Genomic DNA, 21,878 nt, shown 5'->3' on the forward strand with positions numbered 1-21,878 from the left:
TAGAGGAGGCCGGCCATGGACATCGACCTCAGCGTGTTGCGGCAGATGGAGCGCGAGAAAGAGATTCCCTTCGAGGAACTCGTGCAGATTATTGAGCAAGCAATTCTGACGGCCTATCAGAAGCACACCCACCAGGGTGACGCTCCGAAGCAGGCCGTCGAGGAAGAGCCGGAAGCGCGCGTCGTACTCGACCGCAAGACCGGCCACGTCGACATTTTTGTGCCCGAAAACGATGAAGAGGGCAACGTCGTCGGCGAAGCCGTCGACAACCCCACCGACTTCGGCCGCATCGCGGCCTTCGCGGCCAAGCAGGTCATCAACCAGCGTCTGCGCGATCTGGCCGACGACGCCGTGCTCGGCGAGTTCAAGGGCCGTGAGGGCGAGATCGTCGCCGGGATCATCCAGCAGGGACCGAACCCGCGCATGATCCACGTCGACCTGGGCACGATCGAAGCGATCCTGCCGCCCGAGGAGCAGGTGCCGAGCGAGAGCTACGTGCACGGGCAGCGCATCCGCGTCTACGTCACGGCCGTCGGCAAGGGTCTGAAGGGCCCGCAGATCACCGTGTCGCGCACACACCCGTCCCTGGTGCGGCGCCTGTTCGCCCTCGAGGTCCCGGAGATCGCCAGCGGCGTCGTCGAGATCGTGTCGCTGGCCCGCGAAGCAGGCCACCGCACCAAGATGGCCGTTCGCGCCACCGAGCCCGGCGTCAACGCCAAGGGCGCCTGCATCGGCGAACTCGGCCAGCGCGTGCGAGCCGTCACCGTGGAGCTCAACAACGAGAAGATCGACATCGTCGACTACTCGCCCGACCTCGCCACTTTCGTGGCCAGCGCGCTGTCGCCCGCGAAGGTGACCAGCGCCTATGTGATCGATGAGTCCATCAAGGCCGTCCGCGCCCTCGTGCCCGACTACCAGCTGTCGCTGGCGATCGGCAAGGAAGGCCAGAATGCGCGCCTCGCGGCGAAGCTTACGGGTGCCAAAATCGACATCCAGCCGGACAGCATTCTGGAGGATGCCGAATAGGGGGTACGATGGAACCCGTTAGAACGTGCATTGGATGCCGTTCGCGCGCTCCGCAGTCCTCATTATTGAGGGTTGTAGCCCGAGAATCGGAACTCGTGGTGGATGAAACCGCCACTCTGTCTGGGCGAGGCGCGTGGCTGCATCCCACTACCGCGTGCTTCCAGGATGCACAGCGGCGACACGCTTTCGGGCGTGCCCTTCGCGTGACCAGTTCTTTGGACGCGAAACAACTAGAGAACAGGCTGAACAGGCTTATGGATAACTAATGAGCGGCTCGAAATGAGACCCGTCCGTTACTAACGGTCTGCCCCTTTCCGGGTGCAGGCCCGGAACAGGAGAATTGTGGCTGCAAAACCACGCGTACACGAGATCGCCAGCGAGCTCGGAGTCGACAGCAAGGTAGCCCTTGCCAAATTGAAGGAAATGGGCGAGTTCGTCAAGGGACCGTCCAGTAGTGTTGAACCCCCGGTAGCGCGCCGTCTGCGCGCCGCCCTCCAGGCCGAGTCCGGTGCGGCATCGAGCACGTCTGCGGCAGTTCCCGCCGGGGCGACCCCCGCCGCGGCAGCAGCACCGGCCAAGCCGGGTGCCGCCCGTCCGTCACCGGCCAAGCTCGCCGTCAAGCCGGGCGCACGTCCTGTCGCCGAGGTTCCCGCAGCGGTCCCCGCCGCGGACGCCCCGCCGATGCCGACGGCCCCGCTGACCGTTGCCGAGCGTCAGGCGCAGGCAGCCGAGAAGGCCGCAGCGGCTGAGAAGTCCGCCGCCGCCGAGAAGGCCGCTGCCGCAGCCGCCGAGCCGGCCGCCGCGACGGATGTTCCGGCCGCCAAGACCGAGGGCGCGGTGGCATCCGCTGCCAAGCCCGGTGGCTCCGTTCCGAAGCCGCCGGCTGCGCGTCCGGGCAACAACCCGTTCGCCAGCAACCAGGGCATGGGCAAGACCCCTAGCCCGCGTCCGGGCAACAACCCGTTCGCCAGTGCACAGGGCATGGGCCAGCGCCCGCCGTCCACGTCTTCCCCCAGCAACATTCCCCGCCCCGCTGCTCCGCGCCCCGGCGCGCCGCGTCCGGGCGGACCCGGCCAGGCTCCGCGCCCGACCGGTTTCGGTCAGCGCCCGGGTGCCTTCCAGCGTCCCGGTGGCGCTCCGGGCGGCGCCGGCGGCGCACGCCCCGGCTTCCAGCGCCCCGGTGGCGCTCCGGCTGGAGCCCCCGGCTTCGGTCCGCCCCGCCCCGCTGGTGGCGGTGGCGCCGGTGGTCGCGGTCGCGGCCCCGGCGGCGGAACCGCTGGTGCCTTCGGTCGCGGTGGCGGCAAGAACAAGGCCCGCAAGTCCAAGCGCACGAAGAGGGCAGAGTTCGAGCTGCGCGAGGCCCCGTCGCTGGGTGGCGTCAGCGTCCCCCGCGGCGACGGCGGAACCGTTGTGCGTCTGCGCCGCGGTGCCTCGATCACGGACTTCGCCGACAAGATCGACGCGAGCCCCGGAAACCTGGTCACCGTTCTGTTCCACCTCGGTGAGATGGCAACGGCGACCGAGTCCCTCGACGAGGCCACCTTCGACGTGCTCGGCAGCGAGCTCGGCTACAAGATCCAGATGGTCTCGCCCGACGACGAAGACCGCGAGCTCCTGCTTGCCTTCGACATCGACATCGACCAGGAACTCGAAGACGAGACCGACGAAGAACTCTTCGCCCGGCCTCCCGTCGTCACGGTCATGGGCCACGTTGACCACGGTAAGACGGCTCTCCTCGACGCCATCCGTAACGCCAAGGTGGCCGCGGGCGAAGCCGGCGGGATCACCCAGCACATCGGTGCGTACCAGGTCGTCACCGAGCACGAGGGCATCGAACGCGCCATCACCTTCATTGACACACCGGGCCACGAGGCGTTCACCGCCATGCGTGCACGTGGTGCGCAGGTGACGGACATCGCGATCCTCGTGGTCGCGGCGGACGACGGCATCATGCCGCAGACGATTGAGGCGCTCAACCACGCCCAGGCCGCCAACGTGCCGATCGTGGTCGCAGTGAACAAGATCGACAAGGAAGGCGCGAACCCGCAGAAGGTGCGCCAGCAGCTCACCGAATTCGGACTCGTCGCGGAGGAATACGGCGGAGACGTCATGTTCGTCGACGTGTCGGCCAAGCAGGGAATCGGCATCCAGGAAATCCTGAACGCCGTGCTGCTCACCGCGGACGCCGGACTCGACCTGCGTGCCAACCCCGACAAGGACGCTCGCGGCGTGGCCATCGAGGCTCGCCTCGACAAGGGCCGCGGCGCCGTTGCAACCGTGCTCATCCAGTCCGGAACCCTGCACGTCGGAGACTCCATCGTGGCGGGAACGGCCTACGGCCGTGTTCGTGCGATGGCAGACGAGAACGGCGTCCCCGTGCTCGCCGCCACCCCGTCCAGGGCCGTCCAGGTTCAGGGCCTCTCCAGTGTTCCGCGCGCCGGTGACACCTTCCTCGTGATCGAGGAAGACCGCACGGCACGTCAGATCGCCGAGAAGCGCGAAGCCGCCGAGCGGAACGCTTTGCTGGCCAAGGCCCGCAAGCGCATCAGCCTCGAGGACTTCACTCGTGCACTCGAAGAGGGCAAGGTCGAATCGCTCAACCTCATCATCAAGGGCGACGTGTCCGGTGCCGTCGAGGCACTGGAAGAGTCGCTCCTCAAGATCGAGGTCGACGATTCGGTTCAGCTGCGCATCATCCACCGCGGAGTGGGTGCGGTCACGGAGAGCGACGTCAACCTCGCCACCGTCGACAACGCCATCATCATCGGCTTCAACGTTCGCCCCGACACGAAGGCACGCGAACGCGCCGCCCGTGAAGGCGTGGACGTGCGCTTCTACTCCGTCATCTACAACGCACTCGAGGACATTGAGAACTCCCTCAAGGGAATGCTCAAGCCCGAGTTCGAAGAGGTGCAGAGTGGTGTCGCCGAGATCCGCGAGGTGTTCAGCTCCTCCAAGTTCGGAAACGTCGCCGGTGTCATCGTTCGTTCGGGTGTCATCACCAGGAACGCCAAGGCGCGGGTCATCCGCAACGGCATCGTCGTGGGAGACAACCTGGGCATCGAGTCGCTGCGCCGGTTCAAGGACGACGTCACCGAGGTCCGCACGGACTTCGAGTGTGGTATCGGCCTGGGCAAGTTCAACGACATCCAGATCGGTGACGAGATCGAGACGATCGAAATGAAGGAAAAGCCGCGGGTCTAACCACCTCCGGATGATGGTGCGGGTTTCGTTCGCGTCCCTGAACGAGGGTGAGGACGGGACCCGCACTTCGGTAGTTTTTCGAAAATAGGAGTAAGACCATGGCAGATCCGGCACGCGCCAGGAAAATGGCCGACCGCATCAAGGTCATCGTGGCCAAGCGGATCGAGCGCGGCCTGCGGGACCCACGGCTCGGTTTCGTGACCATCACGGACGTCAAGGTGACCGGCGACCTTCAGCATGCCTCGGTGTTCTACACCGTCTACGGCAATGCCGAGGAACGCGCCGACAGCGCCGCCGCGCTCAAGGCGGCGACCGGGATGCTGCGCAGTGAGGTGGGCAAGAACATCACGGCCCGGCTCACCCCGTCGCTCGAATTCATCGCCGACGCGATCCCGGAGAACGCCGCGCTCATCGACGATCTCCTGCGTGAGGCGCGCGAGCGCGACACCCAGGTCGAGGAGCAGGCCCGCACGGCGAAGTACGCCGGTGAGGAGGACCCGTACGTCAAGCCGCGTGAGTACGACGAGGCTGACGAAGACGATGATGAAGAAGACGACGAGGATGTCGTGGTGGCCCCGGCCGCCCAGCACGCCGAAGCGCCCCTCGATGAGGAATCCCGCCAGTAAGTCGCGCCTGTAGGGCGGGATCCTCAGGGATCGCGTTCGCTAACGCGGTGCGGTGCGGTGCGGTGCGGTGCGGCTCAGGCCGGTCCGCGCCGCTTCTTTTTTGCCCGGGTTCCGATGCTCACTCGTGCGGCAGCACGTAGAGCCCGGCCCCGGCCGACACCGCGAGCCCGTCGGCCAGCAGGCCGGTCAGGGCGCGCTCGCGCTGGACGGCCTCGGGCCACAACCCGCTGATCTCGGCATCCGTCACCGGGTGCCGGGTCGCGCGCAGCTCGGCCATGATCAGGCCGCGCACCTGCCGGTCGCTGCCCTCGAACTTCTTTTGCACTGCCTTTCGCGGGCCGCTGTAGGCGGGATAGCCGGCGGCGCGCCAGCGGCACAGGTCGCGGATCGGGCACCCGTCGCAGCGTGGGGACTTCGCGGTGCAGACGACCGCGCCGAGCTCCATGATGCCGGCGTTGAATCGGGCGGCCTCGTCGCGGCCGGCGGGCAGCAGCGCGGACATGGCGTCGAGGTCGCGGCCGCGGCTCGGCGGGGCGGGTTCGGCCTGGCCGGCCACGGCGCGGGCGATGACCCTTCTCGTGTTGGTGTCGACGACCGGATGCCGGTGGCCGTAGGCGAATGCGGCGACCGCCCGGGCGGTGTAATCGCCAATCCCGGTGAGACCGAGCAGGGCGTCGACGTCCTCCGGGACAAGGCCGCCGTGGCGTTCGGTGATCTCCACCGCGGCTGCGTGCAGCCAGAGCGCGCGGCGCGGGTAGCCGAGCGTCGCCCAGGCCCGCACCGCCTCGCCTGGCGGCACGGCCGCGAGGTGCGCCGGGGTGGGCCAGCGCTCGAGCCACTCCTCCAGGCGTGGAATCACGCGGCTGACCGGGGTCTGCTGCAGCATGAACTCACTCACCAGCACGCCCCAGGCGCCGAAGCCGTCCCGGCGCCAAGGCAGGTCGCGGGCGTTCAGATGGAACCAGGCGTTGATGCCGGGGCTGAGGTCTGGGCTGAGTGCGGGGCCGAGTGCCGGGCTGGCTGCCGGGCTGCCGGTGACTGTGACGTTCACCGTTCTAACCTAGGCTCGATCCATGAAGCTTGTCTCCACACCCCGGATCGAGTTCCTGCGGGACCTCGCGGGCGAGATCCTCGGCATCTACGGCCTGGGCCGCCATGTCATCGCCATCGACGGTGCGGATGCCGAGGCCCGCGCCGCCTTCGCCGACGACCTGGCCGCCGTGTTCGACGAGCAGGGCCACCCGGTCTTCCGTGCGTCGCTGCGGCAATTCCGGCATTCTCGCGCCGAGCAGGGGCGGTTCGGTCCGGAATCTCCCGAGCGGCTGCTGCGCTACCTCTACGATTTCTCTCTGCTGCGGCGGGTGCTGCTCGAACCCTTCCGGCTGGGCGGCAGCACCGGGTTCGTGACCCGCGCGTTCGACCCGGACCGGGACACCTGGATCGAGCCCACCTGGCAGACCGGGCCGGCCGACGCCATCCTCATCGTCGACGGCGAATTCCTGAACCGGAAGGAGCTGCGCGACCTCTGGTCGTACAGCGCACTGGTCGAAACGGATGCCGAGTCCGAAGCCGAGACGACGGATGCCGGGGCCACGGACGACGCGAACGAGCACCATGTGGCCGACCGCCTCTACCGAAACGAGGCGACGCCACGCAGCCGGGCCACCGCCGTGATCGACCTGAGCAACCCGCACGAACCCCGCCGGGTGATCCTCGACAGCTGCTGAGCGAGCCCTTCCGTTCGCGGCGCAGGTTGTGGCCGCGGGCGCAGCCTCCAACCTGCGCCCGCGTCGCGAGGGTGCGCCGCGAGAGACGTTCGCCGACGGGCGCAGGCACGGATGGCGGAGGAACGGATGCCGACCAGGCGCGAGCGACCTGGCGCGAGCGACCGGGCGCCGGCGGTCAGCGGGCGAGCGCCGCGAATCGCTCGAGAACGTCGACCGGCGCCAGTGGCACTCCACGCGTCTCCACCTCGTGCACGAGCGCGGTCAACAGGGCGTTCACGGGCGCCCGCACGCCGGCCAGCCCGGCCTCCCGCACCACGGCGCCGTTGAGGAAGTCGATCTCGGTGATTTGCCCCCGTTTCAGGCTCTGCAGGGTCGAGCCCAGGTTCGGAACGTCGCCCATCCTCCTCCGCATCCGCAGCGGCAGTACCTGCCCGAGCGCCAATGGAAGCCGCGAGAACGCGCGCAGCTGCCGGTCGCCGAGGCCCTGCAGCGAACCGAAGCGCACACCGCGCCGCATCCCCACCCGAACGGTCTCCCGCATGCTGGACGTCATCACCCGGCGGAGGCCCGCATCGTCGACCACTTCCTGCACGCTGAGCCCGGTGATGGCGGGCAGGGCGTTAAGCATATTGACCACGAGTTTGGTCCACTGGGCGCCGACGAAGTTGTCGATGCCCACCGTCGGAACCGCGCCGGCGAGCACGTCCCGCCACGCGTTGGTCGCCGCGTCGGCGGCGCCGTCCCCGCGGCCCAGGTAGGTGGGCGCGGCGGTCGTGATCGTCACCCGGCCGGGCGCCGAGTAGTTCGCGGCGATGATCGACAGGGCGCCGAAGCACTCCGAGTGTGGCAGCAGGCTCCGCGCCGTGTTCACGCCGTCGAGACCGTTCTGCACGACGATCACAGCCGCGCCGTCGAGCACCGCGGCGTTCTCCGCGATGGCTGCGGCGGCATCCTGCGCCTTGGTGCAGATCAGGGCGAGGTCGGGCGTCTCCACGAGCCGTTCCAGCGCGAGCGGATGCTGCCGCGCCCGGCCGAACCCGCCGGTCAGCGAAATCCCCTCGGCCCGGATCACCGCCAGCGCCAGCCCACGGGCCGTCACGGTAACCTCGTGACCCGCCCGGGCCAGCAGCGTCGCGAATGTGCCGCCGAGGGCGCCCGCTCCGATCACGGCTATCTTCATGCCCCCAGCCTAGGTCGGGGGAGTCGGCACCGCGGGCACGGGTGCGGGGGAGAGTGCCCGCGGGCGGCCGGTGCCCGGTGGCCGGATAGCATGTCATGAGTGAGCGAAGAATCCGACGGACCAGCCAGCGAACCGACGTCCGGGCGAATCCCCGCTGAACCGGCGCGCGCCCCGCGCGCACCGCGCGTCCGCGGCACCGCCAGCGGCCTGGTCCTGATCGACAAGCCCCAGGGCTGGACCAGTCACGACGCCGTCGCCCGCACCCGCCGCCTGGCCGGAACCCGCAAGGTCGGCCACGCCGGAACGCTGGACCCGATGGCGACCGGGCTGCTCATCCTGGGCATCAACAGCTCGACCCGGCTGCTCACCTACATCGTCGGCCTCGACAAGGAATACCTGGCCACCATCCGGCTCGGCTCCTCCACGACAACGGATGACGCGGAGGGCGAAGAGCTCGGCCGGGCATCCGTCGACGCAGTGACCGCCCTCACCCCGGAGGCCGTTGCGGCCGGGATCGCGAAGCTCACCGGAGCCATTTCGCAGCAGCCCAGCGCCGTCAGCGCCATCAAGGTCGACGGCAAGCGCGCTTACGCCCGGGTGCGCGCCGGCGAAGAGGTGGACCTCCCGTCCCGTCCCGTCACCGTCAGCGCCTTCGAACTGATCGACACGGCGGCGGCCGACGGCCACCTCGACCTGACCGTGCGGGTGGAATGCTCCTCCGGCACCTACATCCGGGCGCTCGCCCGCGACCTCGGCGCAGGCCTGGGCGTCGGCGGCCACCTCACGAGCCTCCGCCGCACCCGCATCGGCCCCTTCCGGATCGACGCGGCCCAGCCGCTGGAGGAACTGGACGTCCCGGCGGCTCTGATCGGTCCCGCCGATGCCGCCACCCGGGTGCTGGGCCGCCTCGACCTGACCGAGCAGCAGGCGATCGACCTCGGCCACGGCAAGCAGATCCAGGTGGACCCGGCCGACCACGTCGACGGCCCGGTCGCTGCCGTCGCGCCGGACGGACGGCTGGTCGGCCTGGTCGAGTACCGCGGCGACCACGCCAAATCGCTGATCAACTTCCCGCCCGACGAGATCGCCGCCCCGGCAGTCGCGACCGCAGCAACCGAGCCTGGAGCCGCCGGCGCCGGAGACCACGGAGACGCATCATGATCGAGTGGTTCACCTGGCTGCAACTCGGCGTCGCCACAGTCGCCGGCCTGCTCGGTATCGGGTTGGGCCTCGCCGACCGAAAGCCCAGCGACCTCTCGCTGGGCGCCACGGCGCTGGTGGAACTGCTGCTGATCGCCCAGCTGGTGGTGGCCATCGTCGCCCCCTTTACGGGGAACAACGCCAGCGGCAGCGTGCTCGAGTTCTACACCTACCTGATCAGCGCCATCCTGGTGCCCGTCGCCGCCGTGGTCTGGGCGCTGATCGAACGCAGCCGCTGGAGCACGGTCATCGTCGGCGCATCCTGCCTGGCCGTCGCAGTGATGGTCTACCGGATGTGGCAGATCTGGACGGTGCAGGGGCTGTGATCTCGGTTCCAACGGATGCTGCGATAATGAAAACGCCATGACCGCCCCACAGAGCAACGACGCAGCGACGACCGCCGAGCCCGTTCGACCGACCCGGGTGACCGGCATCGGCCGGGTGCTGATCGCCGTCTACGGCCTGCTCGCGCTGGCGGCCACCGGGCGCTCGTTCGTGCAGATCTTCGACCCCGAGGAGTTCGGCCCGGCCCCGCTGGCGTACTCCCTCTCGGCCCTGGCCGCGGTCGTCTACATCGTCGCCACGATCGCCCTGATCAAGAGCGACGGGCCCTGGCGACGCGTGGCGTGGATCACGATCGGCTTCGAGCTCGTCGGAGTGCTCGTGGTCGGCACCCTCAGCGTGGTCGATCCGGAGCTGTTCGCGCACAAGACGGTGTGGTCGTTCTTCGGTCGCGGCTACGGATTCGTGCCGCTCGTGCTTCCGATCCTGGGCATGTGGTGGCTCGCCCGACGCGGCAAAGTCCGCTCATGAAGATCATGCGCGGCGTCGCCGCCATCCCCGAGGACTGGCCGGCCTCCGCCGTCAGCATCGGCAAATTCGACGGCGTGCACGCCGGACATCGCGCGGTCGTCGCCGAGCTGAAGTCAGCGGCCGAGCAGGCGGGCCTGGCTTCCGTCGTGGTCACGTTCGACCGGCATCCGTTGTCCCTGCTCAAGCCGGATGCCTGTCCGCAGGCCCTGATCAGCACCGAACAGAAACTCGCCCTGCTGGCCGAAACCGGGGTCGACGCCTCCCTCGTGCTCGAGTTCAACCAGGCGCTGGCCGGCCTGCCGCCGGAGGATTTCATCGAGCGCATCCTCGTGCGCGGACTCCACGCGCGCTCGGTGCTCGTCGGCCGGGACTTCCGCTTCGGCGCCGGCGGCGTCGGCGACGTGGCCCTGTTGCAGCAGCTGGGGGACAGGTTCGGTTTCGCCGTGCGCCTGATCGAGGACGTGATGCCCGACCGAAGCCGCCGGGTGTCCTCGACCTGGATCCGGGAACTGCTCGCGCAGGGCGACGTCCGAGCGGCGTCCGTTCTGCTCGGGCACGTGCCGACCGTTCGCGGTGAGGTCGTGCACGGTGCGAAGCGGGGGCGCGAACTCGGCTTCCCGACCGCCAACCTGTCACCGCACTCTGAGGGGCTCATCCCCGCGGACGGCGTCTACGCGGGCTGGCTGACGGATGCCGGCATCCGTTACCCGGCCGCGATCTCGGTGGGCAACAACCCGACCTTCGACGGTGTGCCCCAGAAGCAGGTCGAAGCCCACGTGCTCGACCGCGACATCGATCTGTACGGCCATGTGGTGGAGGTGTCGTTCGTGGACCGCATTCGCGGCATGGTCGCCTTCACCGGCGTTGACCCGCTGATCGTGCAGATGCGCGACGACGTGGAACGGGCACGCGGAATCCTCGTCTGACGCAGCCCGCACCGGGTCCGAGAAGGCTCAGACCGGGTCGGTGAGGTCTTCGGGAACGGTCGGAGCCGCCGGAGGCGCCGGTGTGAGCCCGGCGCGGCCGAACAGGAAGAGCACGATGTCTTCGGCCGTGCTCCGGTAATCCGGGCCTCGGCCGACGCGCCAGAGCGCATCCGACGCCACCAGGGTGCGGCGGCGCAGGACCGCCTTGACCGGGGTGGAGGCACGCTGGGCGCGGCCGAGGGCGACCGCTCCGGCCGCGGTCGGGTCGACCGTCAGGGCGAGGCCGAGAGGGTGCGCCAGATCGAAGCCGTGCACGACGGCCTCGGTGAGCTCGGTGACTCCCTGCCGGCCGATCCCGGCCGTGCGGTCTGCCGCGATCCGGCGCAGGCTCGCGATCAGCTCGGAGGGTTCGGTCAGGGCGGCGGCACGGCTGACGGCGTCGATCGCCCGGTTCGGGTTGAGGAAACGGCCCGCCAGCCAGGCCCGGCCGGCGCTCCGCAGCAGCTCGCGGTTTGAGCTTCCCAACCGCCAGACGAGGTGACCGGCGACATCGCGCACGCGCCAGTCCGCGCAGAGGCTCGGCGCCTCCCACTGCTCGGGGCTGAGTCCGTCCAGCAGATCGGCGGTGGCGAGGAGGGTGGCGGCGATCTGCGGGCCCCAGTCAGAGGAGACCCTGGATTCGTCACCGACCGGCCGTTGGCTTAGCGGGAGGTACTTCGAGAGATCTGCCATGCGCCCCAGCCTAGATCGCTCGCCGCGTGCGCCCCGGCACCGTGCCTGCTCAGATGAGCAAGATTGCCTACACGTGTTGATCACCGGCTGCGGGAGTCTTAGGCTGGTGACAAATCGGATGGAGCACCAGGGTGACGGACACTGACGAACTGCTGTCAATTCGTGCGGCCGAGCTGTACTACGAAGAGAACAAGACGCAAGACGAGATCGGCACAGTGCTCCGGCTGACCCGCTGGAAGGTGGGCCGGCTGCTCGCCCAGGCCAAGGCCAGCGGCTTCATCCGGATCGAGATCGTGCACCCGCGGGCCCGTCGCCTGTCCGTGGAACGCCGCCTCCGCGAGGCCACCGGGTTGACGGATGCGATCGTGGTCTCCTCCGCGGGCGTCTCCGGCGACGAGGAACTCCAGTCCCGCACCGCGCAGGCCGCCGCCGACTACCTCACCGGTCTGCGTCCGGTCCCGCGCACCCTCGGCATCAGCTGGGGCCGCACCCTGCACGAGGTGTCACTCCACCTCAAGCAGGGCTGGGCCAACGGCGTCAACGTCGTGCAGATCAACGGCGGCGTCAGCCTCAACCGGCGCGCCGGCACCGCGGCGGCCACCGCCGTCACGATGGCGCACAAAGCGTCCGGCGCGGCGACCCTGCTGCCCAGTCCCGCCATCCTCGAACGCCTGGAGACCAAACGGGCGATCGAAGCGGACCGCTCCGTCGGCGCCGTCCTCAAGCTGGGGGCGTCGGCATCCGCCTACCTGTTCAGCGCCGGCCAGGCAGACCAGAACTCGGCCCTGGTCGATAGCGGCTACCTAACCGAAGAGCAGGTGGCCGAACTCGTGCGCAAGGGAGCCGTCGGCGACATCGTCGGCCGCTACATCGACAGCAACGGCAACATCGTCGACCCGGAACTCGACGAGCGCACGGTCGGCATCCCGCTCGAACAGCTGCGCAACGCGAAAACGGCGATCGCCGTGATCGCCGGCAGCTCCAAGCACGCCATCGCGCGCGCCGTCGTCGGCAGCGGGCTGTGCACCGTGCTGGTCACCGACGAAGACACCGCCCTCGCCATCCTCGGCGAGCACGCGTGAGCCCGAACGACCAGACCATCCGAACCAGACCAGACCATCCGGACCACACCAACCGCAAGGACAACTCATGACTAGTAGCCCATCGGCTATGGCCCAGCTGAACACCGGGCAACGAGCCCTGGCGCTCATCGGCGGCGAGGCCACCGACGCGAACCTGCGCCGGTACCTGCATGGCATCCCCGGGATCGACGCCGTCGGACTCGAGCAGCGGGCCGCCGACCTCGGCAGCCGCTCGATCAAGACCAGCTCCAAGAAGTGGGCGATCGACAAGATCATCAGCCTGATCGACCTCACCACCCTCGAAGGAGCCGACACCCCCGGCAAGGTGCGCTCCCTGGTCGGCAAGGCGCTCACCCCCGACGCCGGCGACCCGACCTGCCCCCGCGTCGCCGCGGTCTGCGTCTACGGCGACATGGTTCCCCACGCCGTGGCGGCCCTCGGGTCGGCGCACTCCGCGGGCACGGATGCCGGCGTGAACGTCGCCGCCGTCGCCACCGCCTTCCCGAGCGGTCGCGCGTCCCTGGCGATCAAGCTCGCCGACGTGCGCGACGCGGTCCTCGCCGGTGCCGACGAGATCGACATGGTCATCGACCGCGGCGCCTTCCTCTCCGGACGCTTCGGCCAGGTCTACGACGAGATCGTCGCCGTCAAGGAGACCTGCCGCCGGGCCGACGGCAGCTACGCCCACCTCAAGGTGATCCTCGAAACCGGGGAGCTCAACACGTACGACAACGTGCGCCGCGCGTCCTGGCTGGCCATCCTGGCCGGGGGAGACTTCATCAAGACCTCCACCGGCAAGGTCCCCGTCGCGGCCACGCTGCCCGTGACCCTGTCCATGCTCGAGGTCGTGCGCGACTGGCACCGCCTCACCGGCGACAAAGTCGGCGTGAAGCCGGCCGGCGGCATCCGCACCTCCAAGGACGCCATCAAATACATCGTGACCGTGGCCGAAACCGTGGGCGAGGAGTGGCTCACGCCGCACCTGTTCCGGTTCGGGGCCTCCAGCCTGCTCAACGACGTGCTCATGCAGCGCCAGAAGATGACCACCGGACACTACTCCGGACCCGACTACGTGACGATTGACTAAAGGATCACCCCATGAGCTTTCTTGACTACGCTCCGGCCCCGGAGTCCCAGGCCCTGCTGAACCTGCGTTCGGACTACGGCCTTTTCATCGACGGCGAATTCGTCGCCGGTCGCGGTGAGCCGTTCCAGACCATCAACCCGGCCACCGAGAAACAGATCGCGATGATCGCCCACGCCAACTCTGCGGACGTCGACACCGCCGTGGCCGCCGCCCGCCGCGCCTACGCCCATACCTGGTCCAAGCTCTCCGGCAGCGATCGCGGCAAGTACCTGTTCCGCATCGCGCGCCTCGTGCAGGAACGGGCCCGCGAGCTCGCCGTGGCCGAGACGCTCGACAACGGCAAACCGATCAAGGAAAGCCGCGACGTCGACGTTCCCTTGGTCGCGGCCTGGTTCTTCTACTACGCGGGCTGGGCCGACAAGCTCGACCACGCGGGAGTCGGCCCCACCCCCTCGTCCCGGGGCGTCGCCGCGCAGGTCATCCCTTGGAACTTCCCCCTCCTGATGCTCGCCTGGAAGATCGCGCCGGCCCTCGCTGCCGGCAACACCGTCGTGATCAAGCCGGCCGAGACGACCTCCCTGACCGCGCTCCTGTTCGCGGAGATCCTGCAGCAGGCGGACCTTCCCGCCGGCGTGGTCAACATCGTCACCGGCGGCCGGGAGACCGGTCAGGCCCTCGTCGGGCACCCCGACGTGAACCTGGTCGCGTTCACCGGGTCTACCGGAGCCGGCCGGGCCATCGCGCGCTCGGTCGCCGGAACCGACAAGAAGGTCATCCTCGAACTCGGCGGCAAGGCGGCCAACATCGTCTTCGACGACGCGCCGATCGACCAGGCCATCGAGGGCATCGTCAACGGGATCTTCTTCAACCAGGGCCACGTCTGCTGCGCCGGCAGCCGTCTGCTCGTGCAGGAGAGCATTCACGACGACGTCATCGACCGCCTCAAGGCGAGGCTCTCGACCCTGCGCCTCGGCGACCCACTCGACAAGAACACCGATATCGGTGCGATCAACAGCGCCGAGCAGCTGAAGCGCATCCGTGAACTCACCGACATCGGTGAGCAGGAAGGCGCCGAGCGCTGGAGCCCGGACTGCGTGCTCCCGGACAACGGCTTCTGGTTCAAGCCGACCATCTTCACGAACGTGTCCACCAGCCACCGCATCGCCCGCGATGAGGTCTTCGGCCCGGTGCTGTCCGTGCTCACCTTCCGCACCCCGGCCGAGGCGATCGCGAAGGCGAACAACACGCCCTTCGGCCTCTCCGCCGGTATCTGGACCGAGAAGGGCAGCCGCATGCTCGCCGTCGCCGACAAGCTGCGCGCCGGGGTGATCTGGGCCAACACGTTCAACCGCTTTGACCCGGCCAGCCCCTTCGGCGGCTACAAGGAGTCCGGTTACGGGCGCGAGGGTGGTCGCCACGGCCTCGCCTCGTACCTCAAGCCGGCCGCGAGCCGCGCCGCCGCCCGCACGGTGAATGCCGCTCCGGCCGCTCGCATCGCCGCCACGGAATCAGACCCGAAGACCCCCGTTTCACGAAAGAAGGCCGCAAAGTGACCCGCCTCGCCGTTCCCAAGACCTACAAGCTCTACGTCGGCGGCAAGTTCCCGCGCAGCGAGTCCGGCCGGGTCTACGAGGTTCGCTCGCACGACGGGGTGTTCCTCGCCAACGCCGCGCAGGCCAGCCGCAAGGATGCCCGTGACGCGGTCGTCGCCGCCCGTTCCGCCCTCGGCGGCTGGGCCGGCGCCACAGCGTACAACCGCGGCCAGGTGCTTTACCGGATCGCCGAACTGCTCGAAGGGCGCCGCGCCCAGTTCATCGACGAGATCGTGAAGTCGGAGGGCGTCTCGGCGGCCGCCGCGTCCGCCCAGGTCGACGAGGCCATCGACCGGTGGGTCTGGTACGCGGGCTGGGCGGACAAGTACGTGCAGGTCGCCGGCAACGCGAACCCGGTCTCCGGTCCCTACTTCAACATCTCCGTGCCGGAGCCCACCGGTGTCGTCGCGATCATCGCCCCGCAGACCGGCGGGTCCCTCCTCGGCCTCGTCAGCGCCGTGGCCCCGGCCCTGGTGTCGGGCAACACGGTCGTCGTGGTGGCCAACGAACGGATGCCGCTGTCGGCCATCAGCCTGGGCGAGGTGCTCGCCACCAGCGACGTTCCCGGCGGCGTGGTCAACATCCTGACCGGTTCACCCGCCGAGATGGCCCCGTGGCTGGCCAGCCACGCGGACGTCAATGCCATCGACCTCGTCGGGGCCGGTGACCTCGACTGGATCAACCTCCAGATCGACGCGGCCGAGACGCTCACCCGGGTGCTGCAGCCCGAGAATGGTCCGGATGCCGCGAGCCCCTCGCTCGACCGCATCGTGGCGTTCACGGAGACGAAGACGATCTGGCACACCAAGGGCCTGATCTAGCCGCCCCTGATCGGGCCGGCCCCAGCTCTGGCCCGCCTAACGAATTCGACGGAGACTTTGGCCTAAAAGGCCAAAAAAGCGCCTGCAGGGCGTCAAAACCCTAAAATCTCCGTCGAATTCGTCAGGGCCGCGCGAGTGTCGCCCGTGGGGGCAGCGTGGGTTGTTCCGTGCGGGCCCGGCAGCGCGCGACTATTCCTCGTGCGGGCGCTCGGTGCCGTCGTCGCGCAGCAGGTCCTCGAGGGCCTGGTCCACTTCGTCCAGCACCGGTTCGGCGCCGGCCGCCGAGCTGGTCAGCCGGGCCACGAGGGCCTGAGGGGCGTCCAGGTCGGCCGACGTGGGCAGCAGGTCGGGGTGCGCCCACAGCTCGTCGCGCTTGTCGTTGCCCACGGCATCCGTCACGGCCTGCCACATGGCGGCGGCCTCGCGCAGACGGCGCGGGCGCAGCTCCAGCCCGACCAGGGTGGCGAACGCGGACTCGGCCGGCCCGCCGGATGCACGGCGGCGCTTCACGGTCTCGGCGATGGCATCGGCCCGGGGGAGGCGGCTGGTGGCCTCGAGCGTGACGACGTCGACCCAGCCCTCGATCAGGGCGAGCATCGTCTCCAGCCGGGCCAGCGCGGCCAGCTGGGACTCGCTCTTCGGCGGGATCAGCGAACCGTTGACCATGGCTTCGCGCAGTTCCTCCGGATTGGAGGGGTCGAAGCCGTCGGCGAGTTCCTCGAGCCGGCCGGAGTCGATGTGGATTCCGCGGGCGAAGTCGGTGATTGAGCTGATCAGGTGCAGGCGCAGCCACCGCGAGTGCCGGAACAGCCGGGCGTGGGCGAGCTCGCGCACGGCCAGGTAGATCTGTACCTGGTCGTCCGGAACGTCAAGTCCCTCGCCGAAAATGGCGACGTTCTGGGGCAGCAGGGCGGCCTGCTGGTCACTGAGCAGCGGGATGCCGACGTCGCCGCCGGAGACGACCTCGCTGGAGAGCTGCCCGACGACCTGACCGAGCTGCATGGCGAACAGGGTGCCGCCGATGCTGCGCATGACCTGGCTCGCGCCGGCCATCATGCCCTTGAGTTCCTCGGGAGCCTGCTCAGTCAGAACCCGGGTCAGCGAATCGGAGATGCTGGTGGCCACCGGTTCGGCGAGCTGGGTCCAGAGCGGCATCGTCGCGGTGACCCACTCCTTGCGGGTCATCAACTTCGGGGGAGTGGTGAGCTCGGCGACCGAGATCACCTCGTCCAGCCATAGCGCGGCGATGTGGAAGGCCTGGTCGAGGGCGGTGCGCTGCTCATCGGTGACGGCGAGTTGCCCGTTGGCGGCGCGCTCCTGGCCCTGGCTGAGTGCGGCGTCCCAGTTCATGGCACCGTCCCCGGAGTTGCGCAGGGCGCCCTGGAGCTGGTTCATCAGCGCCGCGATACTCACCGGGTCGCTGGGAAGGCCGGCGGCCCCGGCCAGCTGGCTCGGGTCGATGGACGACTTCCCGGACAGGATGTCGCGAAGCATGTCCCGAAACTCATCTTCAGGATTGTGACCCTCGTCGGGTCGTGAGTCGTCGTCAGCCACTTCAGGCACCTCTCAGTCACGTGCCTCTACGCTAGCCGGAGATTCATGGCGGGGACTGGGAAATGTCCTACGCTGGAAAACCGGTGTGCGCCTGTCGCGAACATCGAGCGCAAACATCGAGCGCAGATCTGGAAGGAGCCCGGTGGCCCTCTTCACCGAAGACTCGTCGCTGCCGGCCGGTCGGTCTCACCGTGCCGGAAAGGTGGGCTGGGTGGCGATCTCCGTTGCGCTGGCCATCGGCCTGATCCTGGCCATCACGCCGTCCCCGTACGTGATCGAGAAGCCCGGCCCGGTCTACAACACCATCGGAACGGCCGAGCAGAATGGCAAAGACGTTCCGCTGATCACGATCCCGGACGAGACCGTGTACCCGACGGAGGGCCAACTCGACCTGCTGACGGTTTCGCTGGTTGGCAACCCCGAAAACCGGCCGAGCTGGCTGACGGTCGCGGCGGCGTGGCTGGACCCGACCCAGGCCGTCATCCCGATCGACGCCGCATTCCCGGCCGACGTCTCCACAAAGGAACGCGAAGACGAGAACCAGGCGCTGATGGTGAACTCGCAGCAGGATGCGATCGCCGCGGCGCTGACCAACCTCGGCTACGACTATCCGACGATCCTCCAGGTCGCGTCGTTGCCCAAAGACTCCCCGGCCGCGGGCCTGATCATGACCGGCGACCAGGTCGTCTCGGTGAACGGCGCCGCCGTGGCCGACATCACGGCGCTGCGTTCCGCGCTGGCCGCCAACGGGGTGGACGCCCCGGCCGCCATCGGCGTCCTCCGCGACGGCAAGACCCTGACCGTGCGGGTCACCCCGATCGCCTCGGGCGACGCCGTGGTGGTCGGCATCAACGTGACCAGCAAGTACGAGTTCCCGTTCGACGTGAAGATCCAGCTCGACCAGGTCGGCGGGCCCAGCGCGGGCATGATGTTCGCTCTCGGCATCATCGACAAGCTCACCCCCGGCGCCATCCAGGGCGGGGCGGATGTCGCGGGCACCGGAACGATCAATCAGGCCGGTGAGGTCGGGCCGATCGGCGGCATCCGGCAGAAGCTCACCGGCGCGCGCGAGGCCGGTGCGGAATGGTTCCTGGCGCCCAAGGACAACTGCGACGAGGTCACCGGGCATGTTCCGGACGGCCTGACGGTCTTCTCGGTCGACGCCCTCGACGACGCACTGGCCGCGCTGGACGCCATCCGCACGGGAAAGGGCGCCGGAGCCCTGCCGCAGTGCCCGGCCGCCTAGCAGCAGCGAACGTTGAGTGAGCCCCCAGCGAACGTGGGGTATTCGTTCGGCGGGCCTGTCTAAGATGAAGGTTGACCGCCGATTTCGAGATCAAGAGGCCAATTCGTGACGTCACAATCATCCGGACGCAGTCCCCAGCGGAGTCGCGCTCCGCTTGCCATCACGGCAGCGATCATCGCGGGGCTGGTGATCGCCTTTTTCGTGTTCGCCGGGTTCTACGCCGACGTCCTCTGGTTCGACCAGCTCGGGTTCCTCAGCGTTCTGACCACGCAGTGGATCGCCGGGGCCGTTTTGTTCCTCGTCGGCTTCGTGGCGATGGCCGTGCCGGTGTGGGTGAGCATCCAGATCGCCTACCGGTTCCGACCCGTGTACGCGAAGCTCAACTCGCAGCTCGACCGCTACCAGCAGGTCATCGAGCCGCTGCGCCGACTGGCCATGTACGGCATCCCCGCCCTACTCGGCCTCTTCGCCGGCGTCGCCGCCGCGACCCGCTGGCAGGTCGTGCTGATGTGGCTGAACCGCACGGATACCGGCCGGGTCGACCCCCAGTTCAAATTCGACGTCTCCTTCTACATGTTCGACCTGCCCTTCTTCCAGGCCGTTCTCGGCTTCGCCTCGGCCGTGGTTCTCATCGCGACCCTGGTCGCGGCGGCCACGAGTTACCTGTACGGTTCGATCCGGGTGAGCGGGCGCGATGTGCTCGTCTCCAAGGCTGCCCGCATCCAGATCGCGGTCACGGCCAGCGTCTACCTCCTGCTGCAGGCCGCGAGTATCTGGCTGGACCAGTACTCCACGCTCACCAACACGAACGACCTGATCACCGGCGCCGGCTACACGGACGTCAACGCCACCATCCCCGGGCGGGCCATCCTGGCCGGCATCGCGGCCGTCGTCGCCATCCTGTTCCTCGTCACGGCCGTCATCGGCCGCTGGCGTCTGCCGGTGATCGGAACCGCGCTGCTGATCGTGAGCAGCCTTCTGCTCGGCTCCCTGTACCCGTGGGTCGTGCAGCGCTTCCAGGTCGACCCGAGCGCCAAGACGCTCGAGCGTGAGTACATCCAGCGCAACATCGACCTCACCCGGGATGCGTACGATCTGGCCGATGTGAAGGAGGTGCCCTACAACGCGACCACGACGGCCGAGCCGGGCGCCCTCCGCTCCGACGCGGAGACGACCGCGAACATCCGCATCCTCGACCCGGCCCTGGTCAGCGACGCGTTCTCCCAGCTGGAGCAGTTCAAGCAGTACTACCAGTTCCCGCAGAACCTCGACGTGGACCGCTACACGATCGACGGGAAATCCCAGGACACCGTGGTCACCGTGCGTGACCTCAAATTGTCCGGGCTGAACGCCGGCAACACCTGGGTCAACTCCACCGTCGTGTACACGCACGGCTACGGGGTCGTCGCGGCCTACGGCAACCAGCGTTCGGCCGACGGCCAGCCGGTCTTCCTCGAGTCAGGCATCCCCACCAAGGGTTCACTGCCCGAGTATGAACCGCGGATCTACTTCGGTGAGACGTCCGCTCCCTATTCCATCGTCGGAGCGCCCGAGGGCAGCAAGCCGGTCGAGCTGGACTACCCGTCGGGCACGGAGGGCGCCCAACAGACCTACACGACCTTCACCGGTGACGGCGGGCCGAAGCTCGACAACGCGTTCAACAAACTGATCTACGCTCTCAAGTTCCAGTCGGAGCAGATCTTCCTCGCCAACGACGTGAACGAGAAGTCGCAGATCCTCTACGACCGCGACCCGGTCACGCGGGTGCAGAAAGTCGCCCCGTACCTCACCCTCGACTCCGACGCCTACCCGTCGATCGTCGACGGCAAGGTCAAGTGGATCGTCGACGGCTACACGACCTCGGCCAGCTACCCGTACTCCACCTCGGTGGGTCTGAGCGACGCGATCGCGGACACGGAAACACCGCCCCAGCCGTTCGCCCTGGACAAGATCAACTACATGCGCAACTCGGTCAAGGCCACGGTCGACGCTTACGACGGCTCGGTCACCCTGTACGCCTGGGACAAAGAAGATCCGCTTCTGAAGACGTGGCAGAAGATCTTCCCGGCCACGATCAAGCCGATGAGCCAGATGAGCGGCGAACTGATGAGCCACGTGCGCTACCCGGCTGACATGTTCAAGGTGCAGCGCAAGGTCCTGGGCAAGTACCACGTCACCGACCCCGGGTCCTTCTACTCGGTCGACGACGCATGGACCACCCCGAACGACCCGGTGTCCCCGTCGACGAACACGACCCTTCAGCCGCCGTACTACCTCACCATGCAGGTCCCGGGCTCTGATGCGCCGTCGTTCTCGCTCTACTCGACGTTCATTCCCGACGCGAGCGGTGCGACCAGCCGAAACGTGCTCACCGGCTATCTGGCAGTCGATGCGGATGCCGGGGCCAAGGACGGTCAGCGAGCGGACGGCTACGGCAAGATGAGGCTGCTCACGCTGCCGAAGGACGTCACCGTGCCGGGCCCGGGTCAGGTTCAGGCCAAGTTCAACGCCGACCCGACCGTCTCCACCCAACTGAACCTGCTGAAGCAGGGCCAGTCGAAGGTGCTCAACGGAAACCTGCTCACCCTGCCCGTCGGTGGAGGTCTGCTCTACGTGCAGCCCGTCTACGTGCAGTCGACGGGTGAGACCAGCTACCCGCTGTTGCAGAAGGTGCTCGTCGCGTTCGGAGACCAGATCGCGTTCGAGGACACGCTCGACAAGGCCCTGAACGTGCTGTTCGGTGGCGAGTCCGGCGCGAACGCCGGCGACACCTCGGTGCCGCCGACGACGGGTGAGACCCCGACGACCGGCACCACCCCGTCGACCTCGACCGGAGACCCGGTGAAGGATGCCCGGCTCCGGTCCCTCCTCGCGGAGGCCAAGCTGGCCATGACCGACAAGCAGGCGGCGCTGGCCGTCGGTGACTTCACGGCCTACGGGGTGGCGGACAAGAAGCTGAACGACGCGATCGGCCAGATGCTGACGCTGCTCGGCCAGTAGTACGAGAGCGGGTGGTGCGCCGTTCCGCTCGTGGCCTGCCACGAGCGGAACGGCGCACCACC

General features: G+C 68.5%; 19 protein-coding genes. 15 read left to right on the forward strand and 4 right to left on the reverse strand.

Annotated elements, in window-relative coordinates; translation table 11 throughout:
* Nucleotides 1-15 precede the first annotated feature (15 nt).
* From nusA to rbfA, 4 genes are all read left to right on the forward strand, one after another.
* Nucleotides 16-1,026, forward strand: a complete 1,011-nt coding sequence (nusA, locus tag E3O49_RS05205) for a transcription termination factor NusA (RefSeq protein ID WP_134365420.1) — start codon at nucleotides 16-18, stop codon at nucleotides 1,024-1,026.
* Between the two features lie 8 nt (nucleotides 1,027-1,034).
* Nucleotides 1,035-1,292: a YlxR family protein gene (locus E3O49_RS05210; RefSeq protein ID WP_134365421.1), complete on the forward strand. Its 258-nt coding sequence runs from the start codon at nucleotides 1,035-1,037 to the stop codon at nucleotides 1,290-1,292.
* 76 nt (nucleotides 1,293-1,368) lie between these two features.
* Nucleotides 1,369-4,230 carry a translation initiation factor IF-2 gene (infB, locus tag E3O49_RS05215; protein ID WP_134451098.1) on the forward strand — a complete coding sequence of 954 codons (2,862 nt, stop codon included), beginning with the start codon at nucleotides 1,369-1,371 and terminating at the stop codon, nucleotides 4,228-4,230.
* Nucleotides 4,231-4,328: 98 nt separating this feature from the next.
* Nucleotides 4,329-4,856: a 30S ribosome-binding factor RbfA gene (rbfA, locus tag E3O49_RS05220; RefSeq protein ID WP_134366061.1), complete on the forward strand. Its 528-nt coding sequence runs from the start codon at nucleotides 4,329-4,331 to the stop codon at nucleotides 4,854-4,856.
* A gap of 118 nt (nucleotides 4,857-4,974) precedes the next feature.
* Here rbfA and E3O49_RS05225 read toward each other — a convergent pair whose 3' ends face one another.
* Nucleotides 4,975-5,829 carry an A/G-specific adenine glycosylase gene (locus tag E3O49_RS05225; RefSeq protein WP_166787108.1) on the reverse strand — a complete coding sequence of 285 codons (855 nt, stop codon included), beginning with the start codon at nucleotides 5,827-5,829 and terminating at the stop codon, nucleotides 4,975-4,977.
* Between the two features lie 100 nt (nucleotides 5,830-5,929).
* Between E3O49_RS05225 and E3O49_RS05230 the strand changes: the two genes are divergently transcribed.
* Nucleotides 5,930-6,583 carry a nucleoside/nucleotide kinase family protein gene (locus E3O49_RS05230; RefSeq protein ID WP_134366060.1) on the forward strand — a complete coding sequence of 218 codons (654 nt, stop codon included), beginning with the start codon at nucleotides 5,930-5,932 and terminating at the stop codon, nucleotides 6,581-6,583.
* Between the two features lie 175 nt (nucleotides 6,584-6,758).
* Here the strand turns inward: E3O49_RS05230 and E3O49_RS05235 are convergent, their stop codons facing one another.
* Nucleotides 6,759-7,763 carry a ketopantoate reductase family protein gene (locus E3O49_RS05235; RefSeq protein WP_134366059.1) on the reverse strand — a complete coding sequence of 335 codons (1,005 nt, stop codon included), beginning with the start codon at nucleotides 7,761-7,763 and terminating at the stop codon, nucleotides 6,759-6,761.
* A 147-nt stretch (nucleotides 7,764-7,910) separates the two neighbouring features.
* Between E3O49_RS05235 and truB the strand changes: the two genes are divergently transcribed.
* Genes truB through E3O49_RS05255 form a run of 4 tightly spaced genes read left to right on the forward strand, consistent with a single transcriptional unit; the run spans nucleotide 7,911 to nucleotide 10,702 of the window.
* A complete protein-coding gene (gene truB / locus E3O49_RS05240) occupies nucleotides 7,911-8,924 on the forward strand; it encodes a tRNA pseudouridine(55) synthase TruB (protein ID WP_134366071.1) in 1,014 nt (337 codons plus the stop codon).
* Nucleotides 8,921-9,289 (forward strand): hypothetical protein, encoded by a 369-nt coding sequence (locus E3O49_RS05245; protein ID WP_134403014.1) that lies wholly within the window; start codon nucleotides 8,921-8,923, stop codon nucleotides 9,287-9,289. Before truB ends, E3O49_RS05245 begins: the two co-directional genes overlap by 4 nt.
* Nucleotides 9,290-9,326: 37 nt before the next feature.
* Complete coding sequence (locus E3O49_RS05250) at nucleotides 9,327-9,776, forward strand: hypothetical protein (protein WP_134366057.1); 450 nt, start codon at nucleotides 9,327-9,329, stop codon at nucleotides 9,774-9,776.
* Complete coding sequence (locus tag E3O49_RS05255) at nucleotides 9,773-10,702, forward strand: bifunctional riboflavin kinase/FAD synthetase (RefSeq protein WP_134366056.1); 930 nt, start codon at nucleotides 9,773-9,775, stop codon at nucleotides 10,700-10,702. The genes E3O49_RS05250 and E3O49_RS05255 overlap by 4 nt, the downstream gene beginning before the upstream one ends.
* A gap of 27 nt (nucleotides 10,703-10,729) precedes the next feature.
* Here E3O49_RS05255 and E3O49_RS05260 read toward each other — a convergent pair whose 3' ends face one another.
* Complete coding sequence (locus tag E3O49_RS05260) at nucleotides 10,730-11,434, reverse strand: maleylpyruvate isomerase family mycothiol-dependent enzyme (RefSeq protein ID WP_134366055.1); 705 nt, start codon at nucleotides 11,432-11,434, stop codon at nucleotides 10,730-10,732.
* Between the two features lie 131 nt (nucleotides 11,435-11,565).
* On the opposite strand from E3O49_RS05260, the gene E3O49_RS05265 reads away from it, so the two are divergent.
* From E3O49_RS05265 to E3O49_RS05280, 4 genes are all read left to right on the forward strand, one after another.
* A complete protein-coding gene (locus tag E3O49_RS05265) occupies nucleotides 11,566-12,516 on the forward strand; it encodes a sugar-binding transcriptional regulator (protein ID WP_134366054.1) in 951 nt (316 codons plus the stop codon).
* An 88-nt stretch (nucleotides 12,517-12,604) separates the two neighbouring features.
* Entirely contained in the window at nucleotides 12,605-13,603 is a 999-nt protein-coding gene (gene deoC / locus E3O49_RS05270) for a deoxyribose-phosphate aldolase (protein ID WP_370263618.1), read from the forward strand.
* An 11-nt stretch (nucleotides 13,604-13,614) separates the two neighbouring features.
* Nucleotides 13,615-15,156, forward strand: coding sequence for an aldehyde dehydrogenase family protein (locus E3O49_RS05275; protein ID WP_134366052.1), 1,542 nt, complete (start codon nucleotides 13,615-13,617; stop codon nucleotides 15,154-15,156).
* Nucleotides 15,153-16,016, forward strand: a complete 864-nt coding sequence (locus E3O49_RS05280) for an aldehyde dehydrogenase family protein (protein ID WP_134366051.1) — start codon at nucleotides 15,153-15,155, stop codon at nucleotides 16,014-16,016. The genes E3O49_RS05275 and E3O49_RS05280 overlap by 4 nt, the downstream gene beginning before the upstream one ends.
* A 189-nt stretch (nucleotides 16,017-16,205) precedes the next feature.
* On the opposite strand, the gene E3O49_RS05285 is transcribed toward E3O49_RS05280, so the two are convergent.
* Nucleotides 16,206-17,510, reverse strand: coding sequence for a zinc-dependent metalloprotease (locus E3O49_RS05285; RefSeq protein WP_134366050.1), 1,305 nt, complete (start codon nucleotides 17,508-17,510; stop codon nucleotides 16,206-16,208).
* A gap of 202 nt (nucleotides 17,511-17,712) precedes the next feature.
* On the opposite strand from E3O49_RS05285, the gene E3O49_RS05290 reads away from it, so the two are divergent.
* Together E3O49_RS05290 and E3O49_RS05295 are read left to right on the forward strand one after the other, a co-directional pair.
* Complete coding sequence (locus tag E3O49_RS05290) at nucleotides 17,713-18,816, forward strand: YlbL family protein (protein ID WP_134366049.1); 1,104 nt, start codon at nucleotides 17,713-17,715, stop codon at nucleotides 18,814-18,816.
* A gap of 105 nt (nucleotides 18,817-18,921) precedes the next feature.
* Nucleotides 18,922-21,816: a UPF0182 family membrane protein gene (locus E3O49_RS05295; RefSeq protein WP_174235677.1), complete on the forward strand. Its 2,895-nt coding sequence runs from the start codon at nucleotides 18,922-18,924 to the stop codon at nucleotides 21,814-21,816.
* Nucleotides 21,817-21,878: the final 62 nt, after the last annotated feature.

This window comes from Cryobacterium shii, from assembly GCF_004402595.1.
GTDB lineage: Bacteria > Actinomycetota > Actinomycetes > Actinomycetales > Microbacteriaceae > Cryobacterium > Cryobacterium shii.